General features: G+C 57.3%; 18 protein-coding genes and 2 pseudogenes. 13 read left to right on the top strand and 7 right to left on the bottom strand.

The genetic code is table 11. From position 1 onward, the window contains the following. The 8 genes and pseudogenes from AB4Z00_RS25710 to AB4Z00_RS25745 all read left to right on the top strand — a co-directional run. A pseudogene (locus AB4Z00_RS25710) lies at window positions 1–343 on the top strand (catalase HPII); the annotation flags it as partial. 76 nt (window positions 344–419) lie between these two features. Then, on the top strand, window positions 420–1,556 hold the full coding sequence (locus AB4Z00_RS25715) for a glycosyltransferase (RefSeq protein ID WP_442047790.1): 1,137 nt from the start codon (window positions 420–422) through the stop codon (window positions 1,554–1,556). Between the two features lie 7 nt (window positions 1,557–1,563). Beyond that, the gene (locus tag AB4Z00_RS25720; RefSeq protein ID WP_442047776.1) at window positions 1,564–2,505 is read left to right on the top strand and encodes a glycosyltransferase; all 942 of its coding nucleotides are present in this window, start codon (window positions 1,564–1,566) and stop codon (window positions 2,503–2,505) included. Window positions 2,506–2,792: 287 nt separating this feature from the next. Next, a complete protein-coding gene (locus AB4Z00_RS25725) occupies window positions 2,793–3,560 on the top strand; it encodes a glycosyltransferase (protein WP_442047777.1) in 768 nt (255 codons plus the stop codon). A gap of 122 nt (window positions 3,561–3,682) precedes the next feature. Next, window positions 3,683–4,687 (top strand): acyl-CoA dehydrogenase family protein, encoded by a 1,005-nt coding sequence (locus tag AB4Z00_RS25730; RefSeq protein WP_442047778.1) that lies wholly within the window; start codon window positions 3,683–3,685, stop codon window positions 4,685–4,687. 8 nt (window positions 4,688–4,695) lie between these two features. Beyond that, window positions 4,696–5,361 carry a PIG-L deacetylase family protein gene (locus AB4Z00_RS25735; protein ID WP_442047779.1) on the top strand — a complete coding sequence of 222 codons (666 nt, stop codon included), beginning with the start codon at window positions 4,696–4,698 and terminating at the stop codon, window positions 5,359–5,361. Further along, window positions 5,358–5,942, top strand: a complete 585-nt coding sequence (locus tag AB4Z00_RS25740) for an SAM-dependent methyltransferase (RefSeq protein ID WP_442047780.1) — start codon at window positions 5,358–5,360, stop codon at window positions 5,940–5,942. The genes AB4Z00_RS25735 and AB4Z00_RS25740 overlap by 4 nt, the downstream gene beginning before the upstream one ends. Further along, window positions 5,939–6,778, top strand: coding sequence for a glycosyltransferase family 2 protein (locus AB4Z00_RS25745; protein WP_442047781.1), 840 nt, complete (start codon window positions 5,939–5,941; stop codon window positions 6,776–6,778). Before AB4Z00_RS25740 ends, AB4Z00_RS25745 begins: the two co-directional genes overlap by 4 nt. Window positions 6,779–7,004: 226 nt before the next feature. Here AB4Z00_RS25745 and AB4Z00_RS25750 read toward each other — a convergent pair whose 3' ends face one another. The 6 genes and pseudogenes from AB4Z00_RS25750 to AB4Z00_RS25775 form a co-directional block, all read right to left on the bottom strand. Next, entirely contained in the window at window positions 7,005–7,385 is a 381-nt protein-coding gene (locus tag AB4Z00_RS25750) for a response regulator (RefSeq protein WP_442047782.1), read from the bottom strand. Next, on the bottom strand, window positions 7,369–10,407 hold the full coding sequence (locus AB4Z00_RS25755; RefSeq protein WP_442047783.1) for an ATP-binding protein: 3,039 nt from the start codon (window positions 10,405–10,407) through the stop codon (window positions 7,369–7,371). The genes AB4Z00_RS25750 and AB4Z00_RS25755 overlap by 17 nt, the downstream gene beginning before the upstream one ends. Before the next feature lie 568 nt (window positions 10,408–10,975). Next, window positions 10,976–11,742, bottom strand: a protein-coding gene (locus tag AB4Z00_RS25760) for an IS5 family transposase (RefSeq protein ID WP_442047784.1) whose coding sequence is annotated in 2 segments (ribosomal slippage) — window positions 10,976–11,421 and window positions 11,421–11,742 — 768 coding nt in all. Because the reading frame shifts where the segments join, the coding sequence is not laid out codon by codon here. A gap of 695 nt (window positions 11,743–12,437) precedes the next feature. Beyond that, complete coding sequence (locus AB4Z00_RS25765) at window positions 12,438–12,599, bottom strand: hypothetical protein (protein ID WP_442047785.1); 162 nt, start codon at window positions 12,597–12,599, stop codon at window positions 12,438–12,440. 573 nt (window positions 12,600–13,172) lie between these two features. After that, window positions 13,173–13,815, bottom strand: a pseudogene (locus tag AB4Z00_RS25770) (transposase). Window positions 13,816–13,914: 99 nt separating this feature from the next. Next, entirely contained in the window at window positions 13,915–16,011 is a 2,097-nt protein-coding gene (locus tag AB4Z00_RS25775; RefSeq protein WP_442047791.1) for a putative bifunctional diguanylate cyclase/phosphodiesterase, read from the bottom strand. A gap of 317 nt (window positions 16,012–16,328) precedes the next feature. Here AB4Z00_RS25775 and AB4Z00_RS25780 point away from each other — a divergent pair, with 317 nt between their 5' ends. The 4 genes from AB4Z00_RS25780 to AB4Z00_RS25795 all read left to right on the top strand — a co-directional run bounded on the left by AB4Z00_RS25780 (window position 16,329) and on the right by AB4Z00_RS25795 (window position 23,935). After that, the gene (locus tag AB4Z00_RS25780) at window positions 16,329–17,927 is read left to right on the top strand and encodes an alpha-amylase family glycosyl hydrolase (RefSeq protein ID WP_442047792.1); all 1,599 of its coding nucleotides are present in this window, start codon (window positions 16,329–16,331) and stop codon (window positions 17,925–17,927) included. A 1-nt stretch (window position 17,928) separates the two neighbouring features. Next, window positions 17,929–18,948, top strand: coding sequence for a glycosyltransferase family 4 protein (locus AB4Z00_RS25785; protein ID WP_442047786.1), 1,020 nt, complete (start codon window positions 17,929–17,931; stop codon window positions 18,946–18,948). Window positions 18,949–19,568: 620 nt separating this feature from the next. Continuing rightward, the gene (locus AB4Z00_RS25790; RefSeq protein ID WP_442047787.1) at window positions 19,569–20,909 is read left to right on the top strand and encodes an IS1380 family transposase; all 1,341 of its coding nucleotides are present in this window, start codon (window positions 19,569–19,571) and stop codon (window positions 20,907–20,909) included. A gap of 818 nt (window positions 20,910–21,727) precedes the next feature. Continuing rightward, window positions 21,728–23,935, top strand: a complete 2,208-nt coding sequence (locus tag AB4Z00_RS25795; protein ID WP_442047788.1) for a hypothetical protein — start codon at window positions 21,728–21,730, stop codon at window positions 23,933–23,935. Between the two features lie 257 nt (window positions 23,936–24,192). Here AB4Z00_RS25795 and AB4Z00_RS25800 read toward each other — a convergent pair whose 3' ends face one another. Continuing rightward, on the bottom strand, window positions 24,193–24,939 hold the full coding sequence (locus AB4Z00_RS25800; protein WP_442047789.1) for an SDR family oxidoreductase: 747 nt from the start codon (window positions 24,937–24,939) through the stop codon (window positions 24,193–24,195). 1,962 nt (window positions 24,940–26,901) lie between these two features. Between AB4Z00_RS25800 and AB4Z00_RS25805 the strand changes: the two genes are divergently transcribed. Beyond that, on the top strand, window positions 26,902–26,986 hold an 85-nt coding region (locus tag AB4Z00_RS25805; protein WP_442047793.1), incomplete at its 3' end, for a transposase.

The following is a 26,986-nucleotide window of genomic DNA, read 5'->3' on the forward strand; positions in this document are numbered from 1 at the left end:
GGACGGGACCCGTCTGGCCGCCAAGCACAAGATCGACGGCGGCCCTTCGGTGCTGTTCGATGCCGTGGCTCTGGTGGTGTCCGGGGAGGGCGCAGGGCTGCTCGCGATGGATGCGGCGGCGAAGGATTTCGTCACTGACGCCTTCGCGCATTGCAAGTTCATCGGTTACACCAGCGCGGCGGAGACGATCTTCGCCAAAGCCGGGATCGCCGGCGATCTCGACGAGGCCTGCCTGAAACTGGGCAGTGCCAAGGATGCCGGCGCCTTCCTCAAGGCCTGCCGCGCGCTGCGTCACTGGCCGCGCGAAATGGAGGTAGACCTGGATGCACGGCCCGCAGCCTGAGGCTTTGCACCGCCCGCGGTGCACTAACCGGCAAATTGCCCCGTCTTCCGTTTCCGCAGGGGCGGGCAAACAGCCCCTGCGGATCGGGATCATCGCCCACCTCAAGTATCCGATTGCGGAGCCATTTGCTGGCGGACTCGAGATGCACACGCATCTTTTGGCGAGATCCCTGCGCGACCGAGGGCATGACGTGACGGTATTCGCTTCCCTGCATTCCGACGTGAGTCTCGGTGTGGAGGCAATCTGTTCTGAAACGGCTCTCGAGACCGTGGGAACAGCCGAGGCGGACGACGTGACGTTCTTCAAGGAACATCATGCTTATCTCAGTTTGATGAACGCGCTGCGCAGTCGGCATTTCGATGTCATTCATAATAACTCACTGCATTACCTGCCGGTGACCCTCGCCGATACTCTGCCCATGCCGATGGTCACCACTTTACACACACCGCCGTTCTGTTGGCTCGAAAGTGGGATCCGGGTCTGCAATGCAAAAGATCACACATTCGTCGCCGTCTCGCGATCCGTCGGCGACCTATGGGGTCATGTGGCAACAACGGATGAGGTAATTCTCAACGGCATCGATCTTGAAAAGTTCGCGTTCCGTGCCCGAGCTGATGCTGCAGGATACCTTGTCTGGTATGGACGCATCGTGCCGGAAAAAGGCCTCCACCTCGCGATTGAAGCGGCGCGCCGAATTGGCCTGCCCTTACGAATCGCGGGTCCCATCCTCGACCACGACTATTATCGAGATTGCATTGCGCCCCAACTGGGGGTCGACACGATCCACGTCGGCCATCTTGCGCATTCCGAACTTGCCAGGCTTGTCGGGGGCGCGCGGGCATTCCTATGTACGCCTATGTGGGATGAGCCCTATGGGCTTGTAGTGGCCGAGGCTTTGGCCAGCGGGGTGCCTGTCGCCGCATTTGCGCGCGGGGCTATCCCGGAGATACTCGATGCAAGTTGCGGTGCGCTTGCTGTGCCAGACGACGTGGGATCGCTGGCGGAGGCGGGATTGGCGGCGCTCAGCCTCGAGCGACGAGCATGTCGGCGACGCGCGGAGCAGACCTGCGATGCTGCCCGGATGGTGGATGGGTATGAAGCGCTCTATCGCCGCCGGATCGCGGCAGGATCCTATGCACCCGGCTGTGTTGGCGTGACGGCGGACCCGCTTGCCGGCGCTGCTTCATCGGCAGTCGCCCCGTGGCAGGTCTGAAGTAGCCATGAAATGGCAAGCAGCTGACGAACTGGACTTATGTGTTTGCGTGCCTGCTCGGAACGAGGCAGCTCGTTTGGAAATCTTGCTCGCCGCCTTGGCGGAGCAGAACTGGCCAGCGCCAGTTAAGGTCGTTATCGCGGTAAACAATTCCAGCGATGATAGTCTTGATCGGCTCGCACGGGCACAAGCTTTCCACGCCGGCCGCATCGCTGTACATGCCCTTAACCTCACGTTTTGCGATCGCCTTGCCCATGCTGGCTCGGCACGCCGCGCAGCCATGGAGGCAGGACTTAGGCTGCTCCTGGTACCATCGCGGGGCATTTTGTTGAGCACTGATGCCGACACCCGGCCGCCATCTGAATGGCTGGCCAATAATGTTGCGGCAATTCGCCGAGGCGCAGATATAGTGGGCGGAAAGATAGAGATCGAAGGATCTGAAATGCTTCCTGGACCGGTAGGCAAGCTACACACTGCTTGGGAGCGCTACTGGGAAGCGGTGCGGGCGATCGAGGACGCTGTCGATCCAATCCCTTGGGATGCTCCACCACGTCACGGAGATCATACAGGCGCCTCGCTGGCGATCCGCGCAGATCTCTATGACGCTTGCGGGGGTGTTCCCTTGCTCCCTACGGGGGAAGATCGAGAACTGGTTCGAGCTGCGGTCGCGCAAGGCGGGCGTTTGGCGCACCCGCCGGATGTCTTCACATTCGTTTCGCCTCGCCGCGAGGGCCGGGCAACAGGCGGGATGGCCGCCGCAATGGACAACCTTTTCGCACTCGCCAGCAAGGGAGAAGTCCCGCGAGCTCCTTCTTTCCGTCATTGGCACGAAAGGGCGGCCTGGCGGCGGCGCTTGCGGAGCATGCCGCAAGGCCAAAGGCTCATAGCTCTTGGTGAGCCGCTGCTTGGTCCCATGCCGCATGACATGACACTGGAAGTATTGTCGTGAGGCGTCGCCCCATTGGCTACTATGTGCATCATCAGGGCGCGGGCCATCGGACCCGGGCGGAAGCCATCTTGAGAGCAATAGACTGGCCGCTTGTTTTGCTGGGAACAGGAATTGGTGACCGGGGGCTAGATCTGCCTGACGACCGCCCGGGATCGGGGAGATTTGATGGGCTTGATGATGCACCGTGCAGACCCGATACTTTGCATTACGCACCCCTTGACCATGGGGGGATTAGAGAACGGGTGGCTCGGATCGCCAGCTGGATCGCTGCCGAGGAGCCAGCAATCATGGTAGTCGATGTCTCGGTGGAGGTGGCGATGCTTGCGCGGCTTGCTTCCGTGCCGACGATTTGCGTGCGTCTAAACGGTAAGCGTGATGATGCGCCCCATCTCGAGGCGTTCCGCGGCGCGATTGGCTTGATGGCGCCTTTTCATCCGACCCTCGAAATGGCTGACACCCCTGCCTGGATCCGCGACAAGACTGTCTATTTCCCTGGCATCGCTGCTTCTGCGGCCACGTCTGCTTGTCTCCGCGTACGGCGGGCCACCCGGCGCATTTTGGTGGTGATCGGACGCGGCGGGCTGCCGGGCGACGGGAAGCTGTTGGCGCAGGCTGCAATGGCTTGCCCCGATTGGGAATGGCGCGTCATAGGGCCTGTGGCTCCGGCAACAGAACAACCTGCAAACCTGAAACTGGCTGGATGGGTTGAAACAGCAGAGCAAGAGATCGCCGATGCTTCGATCGTTGTGGGGGCAGCCGGCGATGGACTCGTGGGGGCGGTCATTGCGGCAGACAAGCCTTTCATCTGCATTCCGGAGGGACGGCCCTATGATGAGCAACGAGTTACGGCACAAGGGCTCTCCAGACTCGGCGCGGCGTTGGTATTGCCCCAATGGCCTCGCGCAGATCAGTGGGCCGCTATTTTAGAGCAGGTCGGTACACTGGAACCAGCAGCTCGTACGGCATTGGGCGATCCGCATGGAACGCAGATGGCCGCGCAGTGGCTTGCGCGCTGCGCGGCTGACGCAACGCTGCAGCGCGAAACCATCGCATGAGCGAGGCCAGGAGCATGCTCTTGCCCCGGCAAGCACCGGCTCAACGAGCCACGGCGCTTCAATCGCGGCTAGCGTTGCTGGGAGCACGGTACGACGAAGCGCCTGGCTACCCGACTGAAAGCATGCAGGAACTCGCATCGGCAGGGCTTCACCGGGATTTCGCGCCCAAAGCGAGTGGAGGGTGGGTATTTGCGAATGAGGACATCCGCCAATGCAGTCTTTTCGACGTCCTTCGGATCATCGGGCGGGCCGATCTTAGCCTTGGGCGCCTGTACGAAGGACACGTTAACGCGATGGCCTTGTTCGGCTGGTATGGCACACCTCAGCAGCAGGATCGTCTCCGCGACGAATTGGAGGCCGGAGCATTTTACGGTGTGTGGGCGACTGAACCACAACCAGGCGTGCGCCTCAAACGCGGCTCCTGCGGTGGCTACGAGCTTGCGGGTAGCAAATCTTTTGCCAGCGGCACAGGAGGGCTTGCCCGGGCTATCATCACAGCTCAAGGCGAAGAAAGCGAGCGCCGGTTAGTGATCGTTGCGGGCAATGACATGGAACGCGCAGATATGTCTCGTTGGCGCGTGCGCGGAATGCGTGCCAGCATGAGCGGAGGCTACGATCTTACCGATATGCGCGTCGAGGAGGCTGATCTGCTTGGTCTTCCCGGCGATTATGATCGCGACCCCCGTTTTACCGCAGGAGCCTGGCGCTTTACCGCGGTTCAGCTCGGTGGGATCGAAGCGCTTCTAATAGAAACGCGATTGGCAATGTCCGAAGCCGGAAGGCAGGACCCGCTGCAACGAGCGAAGTTTGCAGACTGCGTCGCGGCTACGCGCACAGCCTATCTATGGGTCAGGGAATGTGCTCTTCGCGCGGCGCGAGACGATCCGGACGGTGCTGCCTTTGCGCGCCTGACGCGAGGCGTGGTCGAGCGCGCCGCCCTTGACGTGATGGAACTTGCAGCGCGGATAACTGGCACGCGCAGCGCCATGGAAGGACAACGGATCGACAAGATCACGCGCGATCTCGCGCTCTATCTACGGCAGGCCGGGCCCGACTACGCGCGCGATCAAGCAGCTTTGACATGGCTGGACCACGACGCTTGGGGATGGGGGGACGCCTTGTGGTAGACTTGATGATGAACGCTTCTCCCTGGCGCGATTGCCGTTGGCTGGTGCTGGCGCCGCATCCCGATGATGAAACTTTGGGCGCCGGCGCGCTGATCGCCCAGGCATCAGGAACAGGGCGCTTGGCTGGTGTGGCCTACCTTACTGACGGGTCCGCCTCTCATGACCCTGGCAGTGTTTCCCCCCGGCGTCTTGCTGCCCGGCGAAAAGCCGAGGCTGCGGGCGCGCTGTTCCGTCTTACCGGCACCCGGAAAACGCACCATGTCCATCTCGATTGGAAAGACGCGGCGCCTTTTGAGGCAGGCGAGCCTCAGTTCAATCGAGCAGCGAGGCTCCTGGCCGCTTTTTGCCGGCGTTGGCGGGTCGACGCGATTGCCGTGACTGCCCTGGCTGAACCGCATTGCGATCATGCGGCCGCAGCGCATCTTGCCCAGGCCGTCAGTGCGGCTTCGAAAAGGTCTTTGATGGTAGCTGAATACTACGTGTGGGCGAGCCCGCCAAATCGCCGAGCGGGGCAGGCTCTGCGTACTTCACCTATGCCGATTGGCAAGCGTCGCCACGCTTTGCGTGCCCATCGCAGCCAGCTAACCGGCGCCTGCGGGTCAGGTTTTCGCCTTCCAAAAGAGCGACTGAATATGCCATCAATCGACATCCTCCACCTGCAGAGACGATCATGAGCGGCAGCGCCAGTCTGGAGCCCGAGTATTTCGAGGAGATGTTCAAGGGAGATGAAGATCCCTGGAATCTCGAAACCAGCTCCTACGAGCAAACAAAGTTTGCGTGTACGATGGCAGCCCTCGGCACGAGAGTTTACGATAAGGGTTTCGAGGTTGGTTGCGCAAAAGGGGTTTTGACCAGCAAACTCGCGGCCGTCTGCCGCTCACTCTTGGCTATCGACGTCAGCGATACCGCCCTACGTGCAGCGCAGCAGCGCTGCGTCTCGTTACCGCATGTATCGTTTGCTAACATGATGTTTCCTAGGAACGCACCGCTGGAGACCTTCGATCTCGTGCTGCTGTCCGAGGTCGCGTATTATTGGGACGATCACGATCTCGAGCGGGCCGCGGCCTGGATCGCAGAACATCTGGCGCCAGGCGGTCATCTCCTGCTCGTGCATTGGACCGGCGAAACTGACTACCCGCAAACCGGAGACGAGGCCGTTTCCAAGTTGAAATCTGCCCTGAGTCACACCGTTAACGTCGTTTGCGATCAGCGCCTGGATCAATACCGCCTCGACCTTTGGTGCAAACGGCTATGAGCCTTAGCGTCCTTACCCTTGTAAAGGACCGTCCAGGTCATCTAGCGCAGCTCATTGAAGGATTGAGCCGGAGCGAACGTCAGCCTGACGAACTTGTAGTTGTTGACATGGGAAGTACCCCGGCGGTGATTTTGCCGGCGCTTCCGTTTCCAGCGCGAACTATACGCTTCGGCTCTGCCGGATTACCCCTTGCTTCGGCCCGAAATGCCGCTGCCAGAGAGGCGCGCGGCGAGATGCTGCTATTTCTGGATGTGGATTGTATTCCCATGAGCGGCTTGATCGGGAAAATGGAAGACGTCCTGATTGGCAGCCCGGCACTGGTGTGCAGCCAGGTTTTCTATTTGGGTCCCGATGATGCGCGTGACAAAAACTGGAGCGAGCAAGATCTTCTTACTCGCGCTTCGCCTCATCCCGCTCGCCAATTTCCGTTTTCGGGGCTTCGCGAGGAAAGGAACCCCGGCCTGTTTTGGTCGCTCGTGTTTGGGATCCGCCGCAGTGCATTTTTTGATATCGGCGGATTTGATGAGGCATTCACCGGCTACGGAGCGGAAGATRCGGATTTCGGTTTTCGAGCGAAGGCCGCCCACCTGCCGCTGCTGTTCATGGGGGGGGCGGGGGCGTTCCATCAGCATCATGGCGCCTTTGATCCGCCGCTCCAACATTTTGCTGACATCGTGCGCAATGCCCAGGTCTTTCACAACCGGTGGGGACAATGGCCGATGGAGGGGTGGCTCGGCGCCTTTGCAGACTTGGGTCTGATCGAGTGGAAGGAGACCGAGATCGTCATAACGCGCTCGCCCAGCGACGAAGAAATCTGCGAGGCATGCCGCGGCTGAAAAAGGGCCGAGGATGCACGACCGCGCGTCTCTTGTTGAATCTTAGAAAGCGGCTGCCGATGTCATCGATTTTCCGTAGTTCGGCGATTTTTCGTTTTGTACGAGCAGCCCTGTCAGCACTCCTTATGAAAGGCTCTATCAAAGGACGGCAGGCGGATATCGAAGAGGTTTCCCCTGGCGATCATGACTTAACCCCGGTATGCCGGTAGGCGCGCCAACCGCGCTTTCACAAAACATTCCTCGATGCCGCGTCGCGCAAGGCTCCCAGCAGCGCCTGCTCGAGATCTTCTGAGCGGAAGGGTTTGGTCAGCGTTGTAACACTATTCGACATCTCGCCATCGTCTGTGTGCCCATAACCGGTGGCGAAAATGAACGGTACTCCGCGCGCCTGAAGAACTTCTGCGACAGGATAGGAACGTCCGCCATGCAGATTGACATCGAGGATAGCGATATCGAACTGCGCCTGTCCGGCGAGTTCGAGAGCATTTTCCAACCGCAGCGCAGGACCTACCACGACCGCGCCGAAATCGAGTAGCGAATCCTCGATGTTCATTGCTACGAGCATCTCATCCTCGACCACAAGAATGCGTTTACCCCTGAGGGTCATTTTTGTCTCCCATATTTGCCAAAGGAGCGGTGATCACACAGCGAAGCCCGGTTGCAGGGAAAGTCATCTCGGCCGTCCCTCCCAGCTCGGCTGCAAGTCCGCGTTCGACTAGCCTTGATCCGAAGCCGCGGCTGCGCGGGGGTAGAACTTGCGGACCGCCGGTTTCCGACCAGGACATCTGAAACGCGGGCGCATTCTGAGTAACGCTGTCCTGGACTGTCCACGTGATGTCCACAGTACCATGTTCTGTGGAGAGGGCACCGTATTTGGCGGCGTTGGTACACAATTCATGCAGCGCTAAAGCTATGCTGACCGCAGCCTTGGGCATTAGTGCGACGCGAGGGCCTGATTTGCGGAATTTTGCCTCGCTTCCGAACGCTCGGGTGGAGCCGGCGATCACGTCGTCCAGCAAGGCGTAATCCCAACTTTCGCGGGTGAGTAGATTGTGCGCTTCCGAGAGCGCCAGGAGACGCCCTTCGAATGCCGCGCGTTCCTCTGCGGGATTTCGTTCGCCTTTAAATGACTGGGCAGCGATCGACTGAACGACTGCCAGGGTATTCTTTACCCGATGATTGAGCTCATCAACGAGTAGCTCGCGGTGCCGCTCGGCAAGTTTGCGCTCGGTAATATCCTGGACAAGCGCGTAAAATCCATCGACTGCGCCGTTTCCGGTCTGACGCGGAACATAGTCGACGCGAACGTGGCGAGGCCGAACATTACTATAGGGAATGAATGTCTCGAACTGAACCGCCACACCTTTGAGCGCAGCCTCAAGCTGTGGCCGAACGTGATCGAGGGCTTGCGTCCCGATCATGTCCTCGACCCTGGCACCAACGATCTCTGAAAGGGGTCGTCCGAGCCACTTTTCGTAGGCCCGGTTGACGAACCGATATCGCAGGTCCGGGCCGACATGTGAAATAAGTACGGGGAGAGCATCGGCAAGCGCGTGCAGGTCCTGCTCGGTTTTTTCCAGCGCCGCTCGTGCGCGGAGGGCCTCGTCATGGGCCTGGATCACGCGTTCGCGAGCAGCGTGCTCGCCTCGCGATCTTGCCCGGTCAAGCGCCCCGGCTATGCGGGCGCGGAGTTCCAGTGCGTTAAATGGTTTAATAAGGTGGTCGTCCGCTCCCGCCTCGAGACTGGCCACGCGGGCGTCCTCTCCTGCCCGTGCCGAAAGGAAAATCACAGGCGTGGCGGCCAAGGCGGGGTCAGTCCTGATGGCCCGCAAAAGAGCGAACCCATCCAGGCGCGGCATCATGATATCTGAGAGCAACAAATCTGGCGGGTTCGCCTTGGCCGCTCGCAAAGCCTGTTCACCGTCAATTACAAAACGCACTTCATATTCGGAGGCGAGCAGCCGGCCGATATAAGCGCGCATGTCGGCATTATCGTCGGCTACCAAGATTTGGGGGCGGTCCCCGCGCAGTTCCTCCGGCTCAGTAGGGTCGGGCAACCAGCGCAGTGCCTCCTGCACGTAAGTAGATGCGTGCCGTGCCGTCTCCGCGGGCAATGAGTTTTTCGGAGTGAGGTCCCTTCTGGCATTGGCGTTTGGCAGAGTGACGGTGAACTTCGTTCCCAAGCCCTCGCCCTTACTATCCACGGCAATTCGGCCGCCCTGGAGCTCGACCAGTTCCTTGACAAGGGCCAGCCCGATGCCTGATCCCTCGTGGCTTCGCGCGCGCTGGCCATGGATGCGGTAGAAACGGTCGAATATTTTCGCCAGCTCTTTTTTCGGAATGCCGGCGCCCGTATCAGTCACCGTGAGTATAACCTCGCTACCGCGTGCTTCCTCGAGATGAACCCGGATCTCGCCATCGTGCGTAAATTTGAAAGCATTTGAGAGCAGGTTCAAAACGACCTTCTCGTACATTTCCTGGTCGACCAGAACGATCCCGGACAAGTTCGGCAAATCAACTACGAAACGCAGCCCTGCTTTCTCGATCGCGGCTCTGAAGTTTGAACATAGATCGGCAGTTAACTCCGCAATATTCAGCGGCTCCAAGCTTGCGGCCATGCGATGGGCTTCAACGCGGGAGAAGTCGAGGAGAGTGTTTACCAGACGAAGCAGGCGCATGGCATTGCGGCGCGCAATTTCCAATCCGTCTTGATGAGCAGCTGCGCTCTGAGGCAAGTTACCAAGCGCTTCCTCAAGCGGCCCTAGGATCAGCGTTAGTGGAGTGCGAAATTCGTGCGACACATTCGAGAAAAACGCGGTCTTTGCCTGATCGAGTTCGGCCAATTCCTGAGCGCGGCGGCGTTCTTCCTCTCGGGACTGTGCGTTACGTATCCCCACCGAAACCTGGCCCGCGAGAAGCTCGAAGAAAGAGCGATAACTTTCATCCAGTGTTCTGTTGGGAGAGACGCCGCATACCAGCGCGCCGACGACGCGGCCCTGCGTTCCTATCAAGGGAAGGGTGATCGTCGTCATCACCGGATCCTGATAGGCACCTCCGCAAACCGGTATCCATTCGAACGCATCCTGACAGATCGTTGTAGCGCCGCTCATCGCCGCCCGCAGACCCCAAGGGTCAAACTCTGCTTTGAACGGGCGGAGCATTTCAGCGCTCAGCGATCCATCCGTAAGACCTTGACTTGCCGCAAGCGAGAGCTCGTCCTCACTTAGCAGATAGAGCATTGCGTACGGGATATCGAGCGGGCTCTGCGCTACGGTACTGACGAGGCGACTAACTGCTTCCACCGTCTGCCAGGCGTCGCCAGCTGCTACCGCCATCTGTCCTAGCAGCTGAAGTCGCCGCTCGCTCACGATTTGGTCAGTGACTTCCGAGCAAACGGCAAGCATCCCGACGATGTCCCCATCGTCATTTTCGGCTGGTGCATGGCTTACAGAGAAATAGGCCTCTTCTCGATAGCCGGCACGGTGCATCTCGAGCGGCAATGCCGGCGTCCAGTTCGCTTCTCCGGTCACCATCACATGCTCGATCATGGGGCCGAGAGTGTCCCATGCCTCGGCGAGCGTGACGCGAATGTCTGCGCCAAGGCCGGCAGGGTGCCGATCGCCGATCAATTTAGAGTATGCGTCGTTATAGATCTGTGTGAACTGAGGCCCCCATGTGAGTACCATGGGGTATTGTGACGACAGGAGGAGGCGTACCGTCGATCGCAGGCTCTGGGGCCACGCTTCGACGGGACCAAGCGGCGTTAGGCTCCAGTCCGTGGCGCGGCCAAGAGCACGAATCTCGCCCCGTCCAGCGAACAGGCGCTCAAGTAAGGCAGCGCGCGAACAAGCTGATTCTGACACTGCGAGGCTTTCAGATGGAGGATGGCAAGGCTGTGAGCGGTATACGAGAAAAAAGCCAACGTTTTTGAGCGAGCTTGGTGCCTGCCAGGCGAAAATAACTATTAGGTTTGCCGATCGCCGGGATACAGCTGAAAGGCTTGAGCCAAAAAGGAGGTTTCACGAAATCGTCAAATGCGAGGCAACAGATAGCGCGCTTGATAGAGGCTTGGTCGATTTCTGAGGTCTATCGGACGCTCCGGGGACGGCGCCGCCGCAACCGTATTGGCAATATAAGCCCCTCGCCGTTAAAGTGGGCGGGCCGGGCCGGTGGTGGTGTTTCGGGCTGTCTGGCGCTCTAGGCCACCGACTCATTATGGCGCAGCCAAATGCGTATGGATGCAAGCTGGACTGAGGCGAGGAAGTTATCATCCCGCTTGTCGTAGCGCGTGGCGACCGCCCGGAACTGCTTGAGTTTGCTGAAGAAGCGTTCGACGAGATTGCGATACCGATAAAGGAATGCGCTGAAGACGGGGCGGCTTTTGCGGTTTGGCATGGGCTTGATGTTGGCCCAGATGCCGCGAGCGGCCATCTCGACCCGGAGCGCGTCACTGTCGTAGGCGCGGTCGGCGAGCAGCACGTCACCATCACCCAGAGTGTCGAGCATGTCGGCGGCGCTACGGCCGTCGTGCGCCTGGCCGGCCGTGAGCTTAAGCGCGATCGGCAAGCCATTGGCATCGACTAGCGCGTGGATTTTGGTTGTCAGGCCACCGCGCGAACGGCCCATGCAACCGGGTCCCCCTTTTTATCGCCATTGGCGCCATGTTGGTGAACCCGGATCGAGGAGCTATCGATCATCTGAACGTCACCCTCGTAAGCCGCTGAGACTGCTTCCAATATCCGCGCCCAATGTCCTGCCCGGCGCCAGCGGTTGAAGCGGTTCACGCATGTCGTATACGGGCCGTATCGTGCAGGAATATCGGCCCAGGGAGCGCCCGTCCGCAGCCGCCAGAAAATACCGTTGAGAACCCGGCGGTCATCGACACGCGGCACCCCTCGCACCTTCGTCGGCAGTAGCGGCTCGATCACCGACCACTCGAAATCCGTCAAATCGAACCGCGCCATATCAATCTCCTTCTCGGAGAATGAATCAGATCGCCGCCGCTTTGGGAATCCTGTTTATGGGTATGTGACCTAGTTCGCAGTCGAGTTCGGCGCCGAGCAGCAATGCAAACGCCCATCACCTATGTGCATGCATCTGAGACAAGATTTTCGGGTAAGGCACCGACCGGCTGAAAGCAAACAGTCGATTTTCGGGGATCGCCTCGACGACCGGCACGATTCCGGGGCTTAGCGGCACATGCTTTAAACCATCGAGGACAAAACTTGAAAGCGCTTTTCATTGGCGATGCGACATTCGGTACGGCACGAGTCGCTTGTCATGCGTCACCAGAGCCAGTTTTGGCCGCAGTTGTCCTGAATTATGGCCTAATCGCTTCTCTGAAACGGTAATCGCCGGCTTCTTATCGCTTGCCGCGATTACGCCGCAAGACGCCGCCAACCCCCTCGGAGCGCAATTTGCGAACGTGGCGGGGACAACGGACCGGAAATTAAGGGTCGGTGCAACTCGCGCTCTTGGTGCATCTGTCTTGAAGCAGCATGAGGACCTCGTACTCTGATTGTCAGGATGGTGACTCGGCCGCCTTGATCGCAGCGAAGTTTAGCCGAACGACGTCCTTCTGGCGGAGCCATCGATATAGTTTTTCGCAGGAGTACGAGCACGTCACGAGTAAAATTGCGGTATGGATCTGCGATCCCCATCAAAGCACGAACAAACCGATGATAATAAAGCAGCATCCGCAGATCAACATCCCGGCACGAAACTTCGCGCCAACGAAGCCGTCACCGAGGATACTGGTTGCCGCAAGAAAAATTCCCAGGAATACTGTCGCAATAAGTTCGTGATGATCATCGCTCATCATCGGTCATTTCCTAGTTGCGCCTGAAAAAAACCTGTCTTTTAAAGAGGAAATATCAGGTAACCCGCTGCCAAACAAGCAACACTGGTCAGTTGAAGCCAACTGAAGGCCTCGCTTTGGGATCGCCGTCTTGAATAAAGGCTGTCGCGCCCGAGCAGCCGGCCGGTTTTGCCGATGAGCTATTGCGTTCTCGGTTAAATTCAGAGCTAAGAAGCGCCCCTTTGGGCCGAAAAAGCGACTTTTGCTATTTCAGTCTAAGCGCTGCGGCGGTGCACTTCCTCCTTTCAAGTTTGAGACATGTATCATTGGCAAAAAATGATGGTCGCACCGATCCAGGTGCCCGATCCTTTCTGATTTTAGCGAATATCACTCGCGTCCGCCCGAATATGAACGGTCCGATGTTGCCACCTGTTACGAGGGAGAATTTCGTTCACTTCCTAACGAGATCGGAGGGGGCTTCCTGCACAACTTCCGGCTGGACTCGATCGTTCATTTTAAGATGCTGCCCATGGGTGTATTCAGCATTGCCCAATGAGGGCGGCAGTTTGCGAGGGCGTAGACTCTTTTCGCCGCGCACTAGAGGCGGATGCAAACGAGCGCGACGGCGGCAAGGTAGTCGGGCAGATCTTTGTCGTACCGCGTAGCGATTCCACGTGTTAGCTTGATCCGACTGAGGAAGCGTTTGAGCAGATCGCTCTGGCGGCAGAACTACGGCCAGTATCCGAAAGGATGCTTGCGGTTGGATTGGTTGAGAGTGCTGGCCAAACATTCCGAGCAGATGCCGCCTCGCGGATGGCGTTGCTGCCGCAGTTTTTTTATCACCCAGCAGGGTTGGCGCCAGCGGGGAGTGTCGATCAGCGCCCTCGGTTCGCCGGCATCGTCAATCTGCCCTCCAGTCAGCATCAGGCCGATAGGACATGGCGGTGAACGCGCACGCAGGTAGAATCGATCATAACCAGTTCACCAATATAATCAGTTGAACCGCCGCCAGCAACAGACCCCAGCCTTGTGGCAGCGGACAAACCGGTCGTAACAAGTATTCGAAGGGCCGTAGCGATCCGGCGCTTCAGACCATGCGACGCCCGAGCGAAAGCGCCACATGATCCCGTTGGGGGCTCGGCGGTCATCCTCCCGTGGCACACGGCGAGACTCGTTCGGCAGCAAGGACTAGATGATCGCCCCATTCTCTATCTGCCAGTTTGTAACGCCGCCAGGCCATCCAACTCTCCAACTTCGGAGGGCGCTGAATCACGCAAGCCGCCAATCTTCAAACCATTTTGGTAGTTTACGCCCTCAAACGCGTCTGACCTCTGCGTGTTCAAGCTGAAATTTTCCATGCAGCCTGACCAAGGCGGTCGTTTAGCTCGGCCGCTCCCATCGGCCGCCCAAAGTGCCAACCTTGCATTCGAGAGCAACCCGCAGCGCGCGCGATCTGGGCCTGATCCTCGGTTTCGACGCCTTCGACGGTGACCTGGGCGTCGAAAGCGTTTGCCAATGCAACTATCGAAATTATCATCTCGCGCGCGCGAGGGTCGTTGCCAAGAGGCGCCACAAAAGCCTTATCGATCTTGATCCGATCAAGCTTGAGACGTTGCAGATAACCGATACTGGCGTACCCAGTACCAAAATCATCCAGAGCGATACGGATGCCGAGGCCGCGAAGCTGCCTGATGACTTCGGCGGCTTTGTCAGGCCGACGAAGGAGCAAACTCTCAGTAATTTCCAGCTCTAAGCGTTCTGGCGGAAATCCAGTCTCCTTCAAAACCTGGTGCACATCTTCAAGCAGGTTGTGGTCCCAGAATTGAACAGGTGAGATGTTCACCGCTAAATCTAAACCGGTCAATTTCATCGCGAGGCAGGCTTGATGGAGCACGTGTTTACCGACGTCGTTAATTAGGCCGCTTAACTCGGCAATGGGAACAAAGACGTCCGGTGGCACCTCTCCATGCTCGGGGTGACGCCAACGTACCAGTGCTTCGACACCAACAATTTCGCTGCCGGCAGATGCCACAATAGGTTGGAACTGCACATAAAGTTCTTCACGGTTGATCGAGGCGCGAAGATCGGATTCCAGCTTCATTCGAAGTAAATGACGCTCATCCAGCAAGACAGAATATACACGCTGGCAGTTCTTGCCGTCATTTTTCGCTGCGTACATAGCGACGTCAGCTCGGCGCATGAGCTCGTCCTGGTCCTCGAAGCCAAGATCGTGGGCGTTGGCACAGCCGATGCTTATGCCCAAGGTTATCTGATACGAACCGATCACGAACGGTGCCCGGGTCGCTTCGATCATTCTTCTGCAGATGGATTCGGTGTCCCAGTTTGCAGGGCCGGAAAATAACACCGCAAATTCGTCGCCGCCTGCACGCGCAACGAAAGCCCCGTCCGCACAATTGAGCAAGCGGATGGCCGCTTGCCTGAGGAGCAGGTCGCCGGCGGCATGACCGTAGACATCGTTTGCGTCCTTGAAGCCGTCCATGTCCATGAATAGCAGCGTGAGATCAACGCCGTTCGCCAAGTGCGACGATATTCGCGCAACAAGCGCTCGGCGGTTAGGGAGGCCGGTCAAAGCATCATGCTCGGCATGATGGCGCGCTCGCAATTCGCTCTGTCGCACCGCCTCGACCGCCTGTGCCCCGTTTTGCAGGATCAGAATTGCCGCTAGAAGCGAACATACCCCCAATCCCATTATGATAGGCGCCACCTGCCGCAAGAGGAGGTTTCCTGGCCGCTGCGGGGTCCACTCCAGCCAGCCTACAACGTTACCATCCACATCTCTCAACTGGAGCGAACGAGTGCCTTTAGCCGGGCGAACGAGTGTGAGGCGAAGGTGTGAGAGCTGCAGGTTCTCAGTGACCGTAGTTAGCGTCCCAACATCTAGCGTGTGTGCAATGACTAACATATGGGTAGGTTTGTCGGCAGGTATGGTCACCTTGCCTGTCAAGGGAACAACTGCCGCCGTCGCGTAGACTACCAGCTTTCCATCAGACCGGCTGAAGCCTGCTTCAATGGGGCTTCCACTTCGTTCCATCGCCCGCACCCGGTGGATGGACCGCTTCAGCTCACGGCCGAGGATGACCTCAGCTGCGCGCTTGCCGAATTTGTCATTCTCCAGACTGTAGACGGTGTCGTTCACGTCATTAAGAATGAAAATGTGCTCATACCCCTGAAGCCGGCCAAGGTAAGCAACCACGTTGTCGTCGATCCAGATCGGCGCGAAATTCGTGCTGATGTGGCGAACCGCGTCATCCCATTTGGCATAGTCTTGCAGGTCGTGCCGCAAGCTGGCTTTCAAGGAGAGAACGGCACTTTGGAGCGCTTGTTCCTCGCGCGTGCTTTGCAGCTGATCTTGTGCATGGGTCATGATCGCAAGTAGGATCAGCACGGCGCCGAAGCTAGCTGTCAGCAGCGCCATCACGGGCCAAAAGTGTCTGGCTTTCGCGATATGGCAAAACCGCCTTAACGCCGAATAAATGACGAACCACATGTTTCGATTATAGAGGCGATCGGCTGACTTGGAGGTGAAGTTTTCAACATTCTTTCCCCGTGGGCAAAGTATCGAAACGGTGGTTAACCTATGATGTCCGCCTGTGTAGGATAGTGTACACAGCTCAGAAAGCCGCCATCACCTTCTTGCTCCCGGCACCGCGATTTTTGGACGCATCGCTCGCGTCGCGCGGAGGCGACAGGCTGCCGGGCGGAACCATTGGCGCGCGTTTGCTTTACCTTTTAATGAACGAGACGAGAAGGCAACCGTGGTGGGAAAGCGGGGTGATCTACCAGGTCTACCCTCGTTCTTATCAGGACACCAATGGGGACGGCGTAGGGGATTTGGCCGGAATCGAGGCGCGTCTGGGGCACATTGTCTCTCTGGGCGTGGATGCCATTTGGTTATCACCGGTGTATCCTTCTCCAATGGCAGATTTTGGGTATGACGTTGCGGACTACTGCAACATTGATCCGATTTTCGGCGATATGGCAGCTTTCGATAGCCTTATTTCAGCGGTGCATGCGATGGGGCTCAAGCTGCTGCTCGATTTCGTGCCGAACCACACTTCTGACCAGCATCTATGGTTCCAGGAGAGTCGGTCTTCGCGCGGCAATCCGAAGCGCGATTGGTATATTTGGCGAGACCCGGCGCCAGAGGGCGGCGTACCCAACAACTGGATCAGCGATTTTGGCGGATCTTCGTGGGAATGGGACGAAGGTACGGGCCAATATTACCTTCATGCATTTCTCAAAGAGCAACCCGATCTGAACTGGCGAAATCCCGACGTTCAGCGAGCCATGATGGATGTGATGCGTTTTTGGCTGGATCGCGGGGTTGATGGGTTCAGGATCGACGTACTGTGGCACATCGTCAAGCATGAAGCATTCCCCGATAATCCTCTAAATCCCGAGTGGACACCCGACATTACCGAGAGAGACCGCCTGCTTCAGGTTCATTCCACCGACCAGCCAGAAGCGCATGCGATCTCGGCAAAGCTGCGTGAATTAGCCGATACATACGGCGATCGCGTGCTTGTCGGTGAGATTTTTTTGCCTAACGAACGTCACGCTCGCTGGTACGGCTCCCCGACCCAGCCTCAAGTTCACTTACCGTTCAATTTTCAGCTTATCGAAAGTCCATGGGACGCTGAGCACCTGCGCGGTGTGATTGAAGGGTACGAAGCGTCGCTTCCCAGTTTTGGTTGGCCTAATTGGGTAATAGGCAGCCACGACGCACCTAGGATTGCCGCCCGTGTCGGAGAACCGCAGGCCCGTGTCGCCGCCATGCTCCTTTTAACGCTGCGCGGGACACCGACGCTGTACCAAGGGGATGAGCTCGGCATTGGCGAGGTTTTCATACCGATGGAAGAAATCCGAGACCCTCAACATTTCCGGCAGCCGACCCTAGACATCGGGAGGGATCGTTCACGTACGCCCATGCCTTGGGATCACACTACCAATGCTGGTTTCACCACAGGCAAACCGTGGCTGCCTTTAAACGCCGACTGGTCTTCGCGCAACGTAGCTGCCCAGAACAATGATCCGGCTTCAATGCTCAATTTCTACCGTCGGATGCTCGCGCTTCGGCGGGCTTCCCCGGCACTATCGACCGGTTCATTCTCTCTCCTCGGCGGCTCGAACGACGTGCTGATTTATTTGCGAGAAGGGGGGGGGCAGCGTTTAGCGGTCGTCCTCAACCTTAGTTCCCACATCCGTCGCTTTGAGCTTCCGGCGAACAACCAAATCAAAGCTGTGCTTGCCTCGACATTGCAAACAGAGCCTGCGCATGGATCGCTGTCGCCGAATGAGGGACTGGTACTTGAGATTCAGAAGAGCGGGTGAGATGCGCATAGCCATGCTTGCTCCCATTGCTTGGCGCACGCCACCTCGGAACTATGGGCCGTGGGAGCTTGTGACCAGTCTTCTTACTGAGGAGCTGGTTTCACAAGGCTTTGACGTGACGTTGTTCGCCACTCAAGACAGCATCACTTCCGGAGTGCTCGCCGGCGTTGTACCCGCCCCTTACTCGGAAGATCATTCCATCGATGCCAAGGTGTGGGAATTCCGGCATCTGGCGCATCTGTTTGAGCAGGCCGCAAAATTTGATATTATCCATAATCAGGCAGATTTTCCAGCGCACGCCTTCAGCAGGCTCGTTGACACTCCGATCGTGACCACCATTCACGGGTTCTCGTCAGACCGGATCCTGCCGATGTACAAGGCTTTCGAAGATCGCATCCACTTTGTGGCAATCAGCGATGCTGACAGGCACCCGTCTCTTGATTACGCGGCAACTATCCACCACGGCGTTGATGTGGCGAGTTTTCCATTTGACCCAGTGGGCTCGGAGGACCTGCTCTTCTTCGGACGCATTCACGATAGCAAAGGCACGCGAGAAGCTATAGAGGTTGCCCATGCTGCGGACCGACGGTTGATAGTACACGGAATCGTGCAGGACGAGTGGTACTTCGAGCAGCAGGTGAGACCGAGGCTTGATGGCGTCTCTGCGTGCTTTCGCGGCCCAGTGGGAGGAGCCGCTAGATCAACCGCCCTAGGCAGTGCCAGAGCGCTGCTCCACCTTATCAACTTCGAGGAACCCTTCGGTCTTTCGGTCATAGAGGCTATGGCTTGTGGAACTCCGGTAATCGCGACGCGTCGTGGCTCCATGCCCGAAATCATCGAGCACGGCGTCAATGGCTTGATCGTCGACAGCTTGGATGAGGCAATCGATGCGGTTGAACATATCGGCGAGCTCGACAGGCGCGATGTCCGACGAAGCGTTGAGAAGCGTTTTACGGTCCAACAAATGTCGTCGAAATACATAACGCTTTATAATAACATACTAAATAAAGTTGGCGAATAGCTCCGTCTTCCGGTTTGCGCGAGGAGGCTCGCGGCATTCCTGACAATGGCAGAAAATCAGGGGCGACATCGATCTGCATGAGGGATATTCAATCAGATGTCTGCAACGTTTCGAGTCCAATTCAATGAAAGATGGCGCAATGCCAGGGAAGATCTTTCCTTCGGTTTGTGCAAGCGTTGACTAGGACTTTAGAAAATTCCCACAGCAGCGTCGGCCCAGATCACGATCGCGATTGCCGTTGTAACCATAATCAGGCCTGCGCGTGAGCGCGGACCCGGCGCGAAGTGAGCAGCAGCCTCCACCATCACTCCGAAGCCTGATAAAAGCGCCGCTGCGGCAGCGAAGTCTTCTGTGTCCCATCTAACTTGCGGCGAGATCTGCATTGCCGCGAACGGAAGCAGGAGAAGCAAGAGGAGCAGGCTCCAAAGTCTGATGTGCCAACCGATGCAGCGATGGTTCTGCAGCTTCCGTCTTAATATCACGGATGGTCCTTTGTTCTCGTCCGAATTGCTAGCCCGGAAAATTCACGCGGGTTGGCGGATGTAGCGTAACATACTGATTTAACGTATGATTTAGATGCCTAGTCCGATCAACGTCATTTCAGGAAAGCCACACCCGCCATGGATGGTTCTACTCTGCCGCTGCCCGGTTTGTCACCCGTTTCTGGCAAGCGGATAGACGCAAGGTTCGATGGCGGTTTGCTCTCGTCGGATGGCGGTATTTTACTATTGCGCGAGGTTGAGCAGCGCCTTGGGGTCGCCGATCGTATGGCTGCCTGCATCAACGATCCGCGTGCGCCGGATCATATCACGCACTCCCTTGCCGACATTATCCGGTTCCGGCTGATGATGATCGCGGCAGGCTATGAAGATGGCAATGACGCCTCCAGCCTACGCGTCGACCCGGTGTTCAAGCTGGCGCTCGACCTGGCTCCATCTGACCGTGCACTTTGCTCACAGCCGACAATCTCACGCCTGGAAAACCTGCCCGACACGCGTGCGCTCCTGCGCATGGGCCGGGCGATGGTTGATCTGTACTGCGAGAGTTTCCGCACCGTGCCCAGGCGCATTGTCCTCGACATCGATGACACCTTCGATGCCGTGCACGGCGGCCAGCAGTTGCGATTGTTCAATGCCCATCATGACGAATATGGATTCCAGCCCATTGTGGTGTTCGATGGCGAGGGCCGGTTCATCACCGCCGTCCTGCGCCCGGCCAAACGGCCCGGCGGCAAGGAGATCAGGGCTTTCCTGCGTCGCTTGATGCGGGCGATCCGCGCCAACTGGCCAAAGACGCAAATCCTGCTGCGCGGCGATAGTCACTATTGCTGCCCCGAAGTCATCGACTGGTGCCGGGCCGGCGGGCACGAATTTATCCTGGGTGTCGCGCCGACGTCGACATTGCGCCGTCACATCGCCGATCTCGAGGCCAGCACCAAAGCCCGCTTCGAGGCGGCGCCTGAAGCCGGCAAGGCGCGTCGCTTCAAGTCCTTCCACGACGGCGCCAAAAGCTGGAGCCGCGTCGAGCGGATTATCGCGCGCGTCGAGGTCGGCGATCAGGGCGCGGACACCCGCTTCGTCGTCACAAATCTCAAGAAGGGCTCGCCCCGCCGGCTCTACGAGCAGGTCTATTGCCGGCGAGGCCAGGCGGAAAATCACATCAAGTCCTGGAAAACCCACCTCGCCGCCGATCGCACATCCTGCACCAGGGCCGCCGCCAACCAGTTGCGCCTGTTTCTCCATGCCGGTGCCTACTGGCTGATGTGGGGACTGCGTAGCGCCATGCCCAAGCGTTCGACCTGGCGCACCGTCCAGTTCGATACTTTACGCCTGCGCCTCATCAAGGTGGCGGCCCGCATCACCGAGTTGAAGACCCTGATCCGTATCCAATGGCCCACCGCCTGTCCCGACCAGAAAATCTTCCGCCTCGCCCTCGATCGGATTACTCGCCTCATCACATGAACCACGGGGCTGCGCCCCCTCAAATCAAACCCCGCCCTTCAACCCGCAAACATTGGTCGCCCAGAAATCCGGACCATCCCGGCAAGGAAGCTACGCGTCGACAAGCTTCCCAAAATCCAAATCGTGGCCTGCACCGACCAAGCAGATGAATTTTACGGGCTAGGCAATTCTGTTCGCCCGAAAGGAAGCTGTTCCTCCCACACGCTGAGCAGCGAGCAAATATGGTACAAAAGATACTGGCGAACTACTAATGGATTTTTTGTGCAGATTCGGTCATTTCGGTACGTTCCGAGCAGCCGGTTATCAGAAAGGGTATAATCGCTATCAGTAGGATAAACGAGCCGAGCAACTCGAGTAATCGCGCTTATCACGCCAAATCGGTTTCGAAGACGTTCAAATCTTTGCAATTTTGCTGGTAATTCGCGCTTGTCGGTACTCGCGCGCACGAAATGTTTCTGCGCAGATAGCCTAATCGGTCCAAAGGCCTGGCTAAATCCCCTCATCAGACGGTATCTTCAAATACGCGCAGCTGTCATGCAGGCTGGCATCGGCAGTCACGATCAGGTGCCCGTTTAGGCATGGTCTTAACAACCGGCAGGTTCGGTACGCCGCCGGGCGCGCTCTAATCCGCGCGCGGTGCTTTGCTGGTCATTTTCGGTGATTCCGAAAGCAAAAGCACATGACGCAGCCTGCTATCTGGGCCGCCAGGCACCGTACATTTGCCGGCCGAACGCCGGCCCGCGCATAAAACGCATCGCATCTGCAACCGGCGAGGGGCAGCGGCATTGCAAATGTGAGTGATTTTGGGAGATGACACTATGTCGAACGTCGGAAACCGGCAGGCCATCGATCCAGCGACTGTTAGGGCAACGAAGGTTCTTCAACAAACCGCGGCGCCGCCTGCTGCAGCGGCACGCCAAGGCGATCTCGATATCGAAGTACGGCTCGAGGAAGATACGGTGTGGGTCGTCATGCGCCGGGGCGAAGCCGGCGGGTTGGCACTGCGCATGCCGGTGTTCAGTCCTGATGCACGCTGTCGCAGCCTGAAAGTGCCAGGTACGCTGGCAGCGGTCGAGTGTGAGGGCACTCTGGGCACAAGCCGGCTGGAAATAACAGGCGACCCTTTTGGACTTGAGAAGCTGCGCGCCACTCTGACATTCAAGCCGACTCGCGATCTTGCTTTCGAATGGGTTCCGCGTGATCTGGTCGCTTTCGATGGGAACGGAGAGGTTGCAGACACGCTAGGTCGCCTCGAGGCGCGACAAAGAAAAATCAATACGGGTTTGCTTTACTTCACACTGGAAAGCCCCGCGATCGGCAAAGTACTATATCTTCAGAATTTCACAGCGCTCAATGATTATTTCAATATGACCGGCAGCGAGCCGACCGGCGTCGTGGCCGGTGAATGGCCCGATGTGGGCTATCGCCCCCCGGTAAACGCGGAAACAGGCAAGGCTGTGCTCGAAGTGGGCCGGAAAATAACCCTCTATGACACGATATTGGTTATCCGAGCCTATCCGCAGCAGGGGGAGACCGACTCAGCTTGGCAGTTTCTCGATATGCTTGGAGCCCTTTACGACTGGCTGGCGCCCCCGGATCCTGCGCTGCACGATTGGAATTCGCGTGCGGAGGCGACACTGTGGGATCTTGAAAACGCACCGGAGGCGCGCATCCGACACTATGGCCACAGCTACTTTCATCCTTACGTAGCGAGTGAATACCCGGACGTAATGGTGCAGTTGACGATTGCTTCGGCGGTCCTGGACTGGAGCCGCTGGACCGGAAAACCACATCCGCTGTCCCGTGAAATCATGAACGGTATCGCCAAGTTTTATGATGAAGAATTAAAAACGCTACGTAGGTATCTGCCCAACGTGGGTAAAGACAAAGATGCCGACGCCGTAGATAGCTGGTATCTTTACCACCCTTTACTAAATCTTTCCAATTTAGCTCTTTCCGGCGATTCTCGTGCGCGAGAACTGTTTCTCTCTTCCATCGATTATGGCATCCGCGCCGCTCGCCATTTCCAGTACAAATGGCCGATCATGTACAAAATCGATGATTTCACGGTTATCACCGATGTTGCAGAAGCAGACGATCGAGGCCAGACTGATGTGGGGGGCATATACGCGTGGGTCATGCTGCAAGCCTTTGAACTGACCCACAAGCAACGTTTTCTAGACGAGGCGGAGAAGGCAATTGCTGCCGCCCGGGGCATGCGGTTTGATCTCAATTACCAGGCCAACCTGACAGCTTGGGGCGCGGCGGCCTGTATCCGCCTGTGGCGCATCACAAACCGCCAAGAGCATCTTGACCAAAGTTACGTCTATTTGGCCAGCTTCTTCCATAATTCGCAGATCTGGAAGAGCGATATTGGCCTGGCTCGCCACTGGACAAATTTTTTGGGGGTAACTTGCCTTCAAGATGCGCCTTACATGGCCGCATACGAGTGTTTTGACAGTTACGCTGCTTTCGAACGCTACTTGGACTATGGCGGGCCGCACGTGATTCCCAGTGCCAAACTTCTCGTCAATGAATTTTGTCGTCATGCGTTGGACCGGGCCTGGTACTATTATCCCGACACCATTCCACCAGAGGCGCTCGCGTCAGATATTCGCAATGGTCATATCGATCCAGAACTAAACTTTCCGCTGGAAGACCTCTATTCGAATGGACAGAAGGCGGGGCAGGTCGGACAAGAGATTTATGGCAGCGGCGCGGCCATGATCTACGCCACAAGAGCACTGCACCGTATCGAAGACGCTCCGTTCCTGTTGTTCTGCGACAGCTTCGTACGGGCTATTCATCGCTTGGACCGATTGACCCTCAATCTCAGGATCGACGGGCCTGAAACCACCAAAGTGCGCCTCGCTCTATTTCCAGCTATCTCTGGCGGCAAACGTATCGCTCCGCGGCTCTGGACGGCGGAGCAGGAGGTCGTAGAAATGAAATGGGCAAATGGGCGGCATGAGGCCTGGGTACCTGCTAACGTGGCCTTGTTTCTCGCGTGGAACGGCAAGATCTAACCATTCGAGACGGCTGCAGCAAGTTTGTCGGACCGGTGTGCCTCGCATTCGGTGTTTCGAGAATGTCGTAGTAATGATCTTCATTAATCGTCCCCGAGGTAACCTTCGGTACCTCATGTCGCTCGTGCACACTGGCAGGGCAATTGAAGGTGGATGTGGGAAGGAGAGTGATGATAGGCCCAAACAATGCTTGCGCGATTAGCAGGCGTTGGCCAAGCGGCGGGAGAAAGCTTTTAGCTGCGGCAGTTAGGCGTTCGTCAGTGCATTTTCTGACGTATCGGTTCGATACGCATCACGGGAATCACACAGCCCGGCGGCCGAGAGAGAACAAATACGATCGCTTGGGCAACCTCGTCTGCATTCAGCATCTCGGCCTGCGATACAGCCTTGCGTTGTTCCTCGGCTGAACAGGTTTGCATGTCACTGGCAACCGAACCTGGTTGGATGACTGAAACCCGAACCCCTCCGCAGCCGACTTCCTTGCGCAAAGTGAGCGCAAAAGTGTCGATGCCTGCCTTCGTTGCGGCGTAGACGCTCTCACCAGGAGCTTTGATATCCGGGCTTATGGAACTAAGCAGAATGATATCCCCGGCGCCTTGCGGAAGCATTCGCTGAACCGCTGCCCGCGCACATGCAAGCGGGCCCAATAGGTTTGTCTCGACAGCATAACGCCAGTCTGAGTCTTCCATCTCGAAGATAGCCTCAGCGCCGACAGCAGCGCATGTTATGAGGGCATCAATACCGCCCATCTGCGCGTCCATAGTCTTAAATACCTGCTCGACATCGGCCGGATTGCTGACATCGCAGGTTAGCCCTCGATCCTCACTTAGGCCAGCTTGCTGGAGAGCTTTGTGAAGAGCAACAGGATCCCGACCGAATGTCATGACCCGGCCTCCCAACCTCGAAAGAGACATCAAAACGGCACGGCCAATACCGGTGGTGCCGCCGGCTACAAGTATTCGGCGCCCGGAGATCGCGTGGTGGCCTTGTTTGTGCGACATCATACTATTCTAACCCGGCCCCTCCCGCCAAGTTCCGCCCTCAAAAATTTTACCAAGGCAGAACGAATTAATCCGCGGGAAATCCAGATAAAAAACCTGCCAGTTAACTAGAATAAATGACCAATCGACATAGCAGGGATTCTTCGCCGCGATATAGGCGGCGAGCGAAATTTCAGATGCGCAACATTAAGTTATTTGCAGATCTCACGGGGCTTGCGCCGGGGTACTAAAGCCTCACTCGAAGGGGCGGCGCCACAATATTCATGGTCGTTCTTCGCAAACACGGAATTTACCAAACTCGGCTATCAAACCACCGCTGGCTTGATTGCAACGTTTACACTCCAGAAATATTCGACCGTACCTAGTCAGTTCGGCCGTTCCCATACATTCGCTGTTACTAATCGAACAAATGTTGCAAATTTGCGATGTCGACATATCATGGCGACCAGACAGCTTTATGACAAATTTATTCAAGCCGGAACAATTGGAACGTTTTCGATCGTTAGCGCACGTCGGAGCAAAGAGGCATCTATGCCGAGAACAACTGATAGCCGGATCGACAATCTGGAGCGAGTTGCCCTCGAGTTTGAAGGCGCGCAATTCGCGACGAGGCATATTGTCGCTCTAATCCTTTCGAGGATGAAGCGCCATGAGGCTGAGAGTTGTCTTCAAGACCTGAGAAGCATGGGGAGCCAACACAAGGAAGAGCTGGGGGAGTCTCGCTTGACCGGCTACCTTGATGAGCTTGACGCTATCGAAGCTGCGGCGCATCCCGCACCGTCAGGCTCTTCAGGACCACTACGATTTTTCCGGTGAGCTAGTCGAGTACTCTTCAGTTATTTTAACTGCTTTCGATGCGGTCCCCTCGTTTGAAACGCATTCGGCCGATATTCCATGATTGGTCCACATAAAACGACTTTAGAAGCTTCTGACGATTTTCACGGCAATATCGCACCCGTGTATTAATATTGAGAGATGTCGATTTGTCTTGAAAGGGATATGCGGTATTTTCTTGAATATACACGCATCTGTGTTCGCAGTGACGGTAACGGGCCCATTGATGAAATTCGCCCGCAACAGCTGTGGAAATTTATCACCTTTTCATCCGGGATTTAGACGCGGGTATTTATCTGTTTCGATATGGTTTTAGGAATAATATTTATCCCCTAGAGCAAGAGAGCGGCTTTTATCTGAAATTCCAGGTGATCTTTAGCTCACCATTCGGCTCGAGGCTGCCATGTCGTCTTTGCCGTCRGCGTCCAGACAAAGGAACCAGTCGGATGCCCAACCCTCGGAAGCCTGATCGAGCACCTTGGGCGCGGGCATATCTGTTACCCAGCTCGTTCACGTCTGGGCGGAAAATCCGGCATCAACTACCCGATCGCCGACTGCATTATGTGCGCCGTACGCTCTCCGGCTGCGCGACGCATCCAGGGCATATGAATTCTCTACCGCCAAGCGTTTAGAAGTTCGACCCGTTCCACGAAGTCCTCTCCCGTGGCCATGAACCGATACTTACTCGCGGCGCTATATATCATTTTGCACTTGACGATCGAGCAGAACGACTTCGCCGTTCTCCGCTATGCTCGGGTCTCCTTTTAAACCTCAGAGAGACAAAACAGCAATGTCTGTTTACCGCAGGCCTCGTAACACCTGGCAGAGCGGCGTGCACAACATTCTAGTCCAGTTTGTTGCGCACCACGACTGAACGAACCGCAGAGCGTACTGTCCTTGCCTATCGGCTTCTGCTGCTTTTCCGGTTTCGTCGCCGGGACCTGTTTACCGATAGAGGGGATCGTCATGTTCAAGAACGATCAGTCCGCTTGACTGGATCGCTGGCTGCCCCGCCGCAAAAGGAGTTTCAAAACGAGAGCTGGCTAAGCCCAAGATGACGTGGCCGCTGACCTGCCCCCCGAAAGGTCCCTCATTCTGATGTAGAGTCTGCCCACGAGAAGGAGCAGACGCATGAGGAAGAGCCGTTTCACCGAGGCGCAGATCATCGGGATGATCAAGGAACAGGAGGCAGGGCTTCCAACGGTCGAGGTTTGCC

The sequence above is a fragment of the Novosphingobium sp. YAF33 genome, assembly GCF_052113265.1.
GTDB lineage: Bacteria > Pseudomonadota > Alphaproteobacteria > Sphingomonadales > Sphingomonadaceae > Novosphingobium.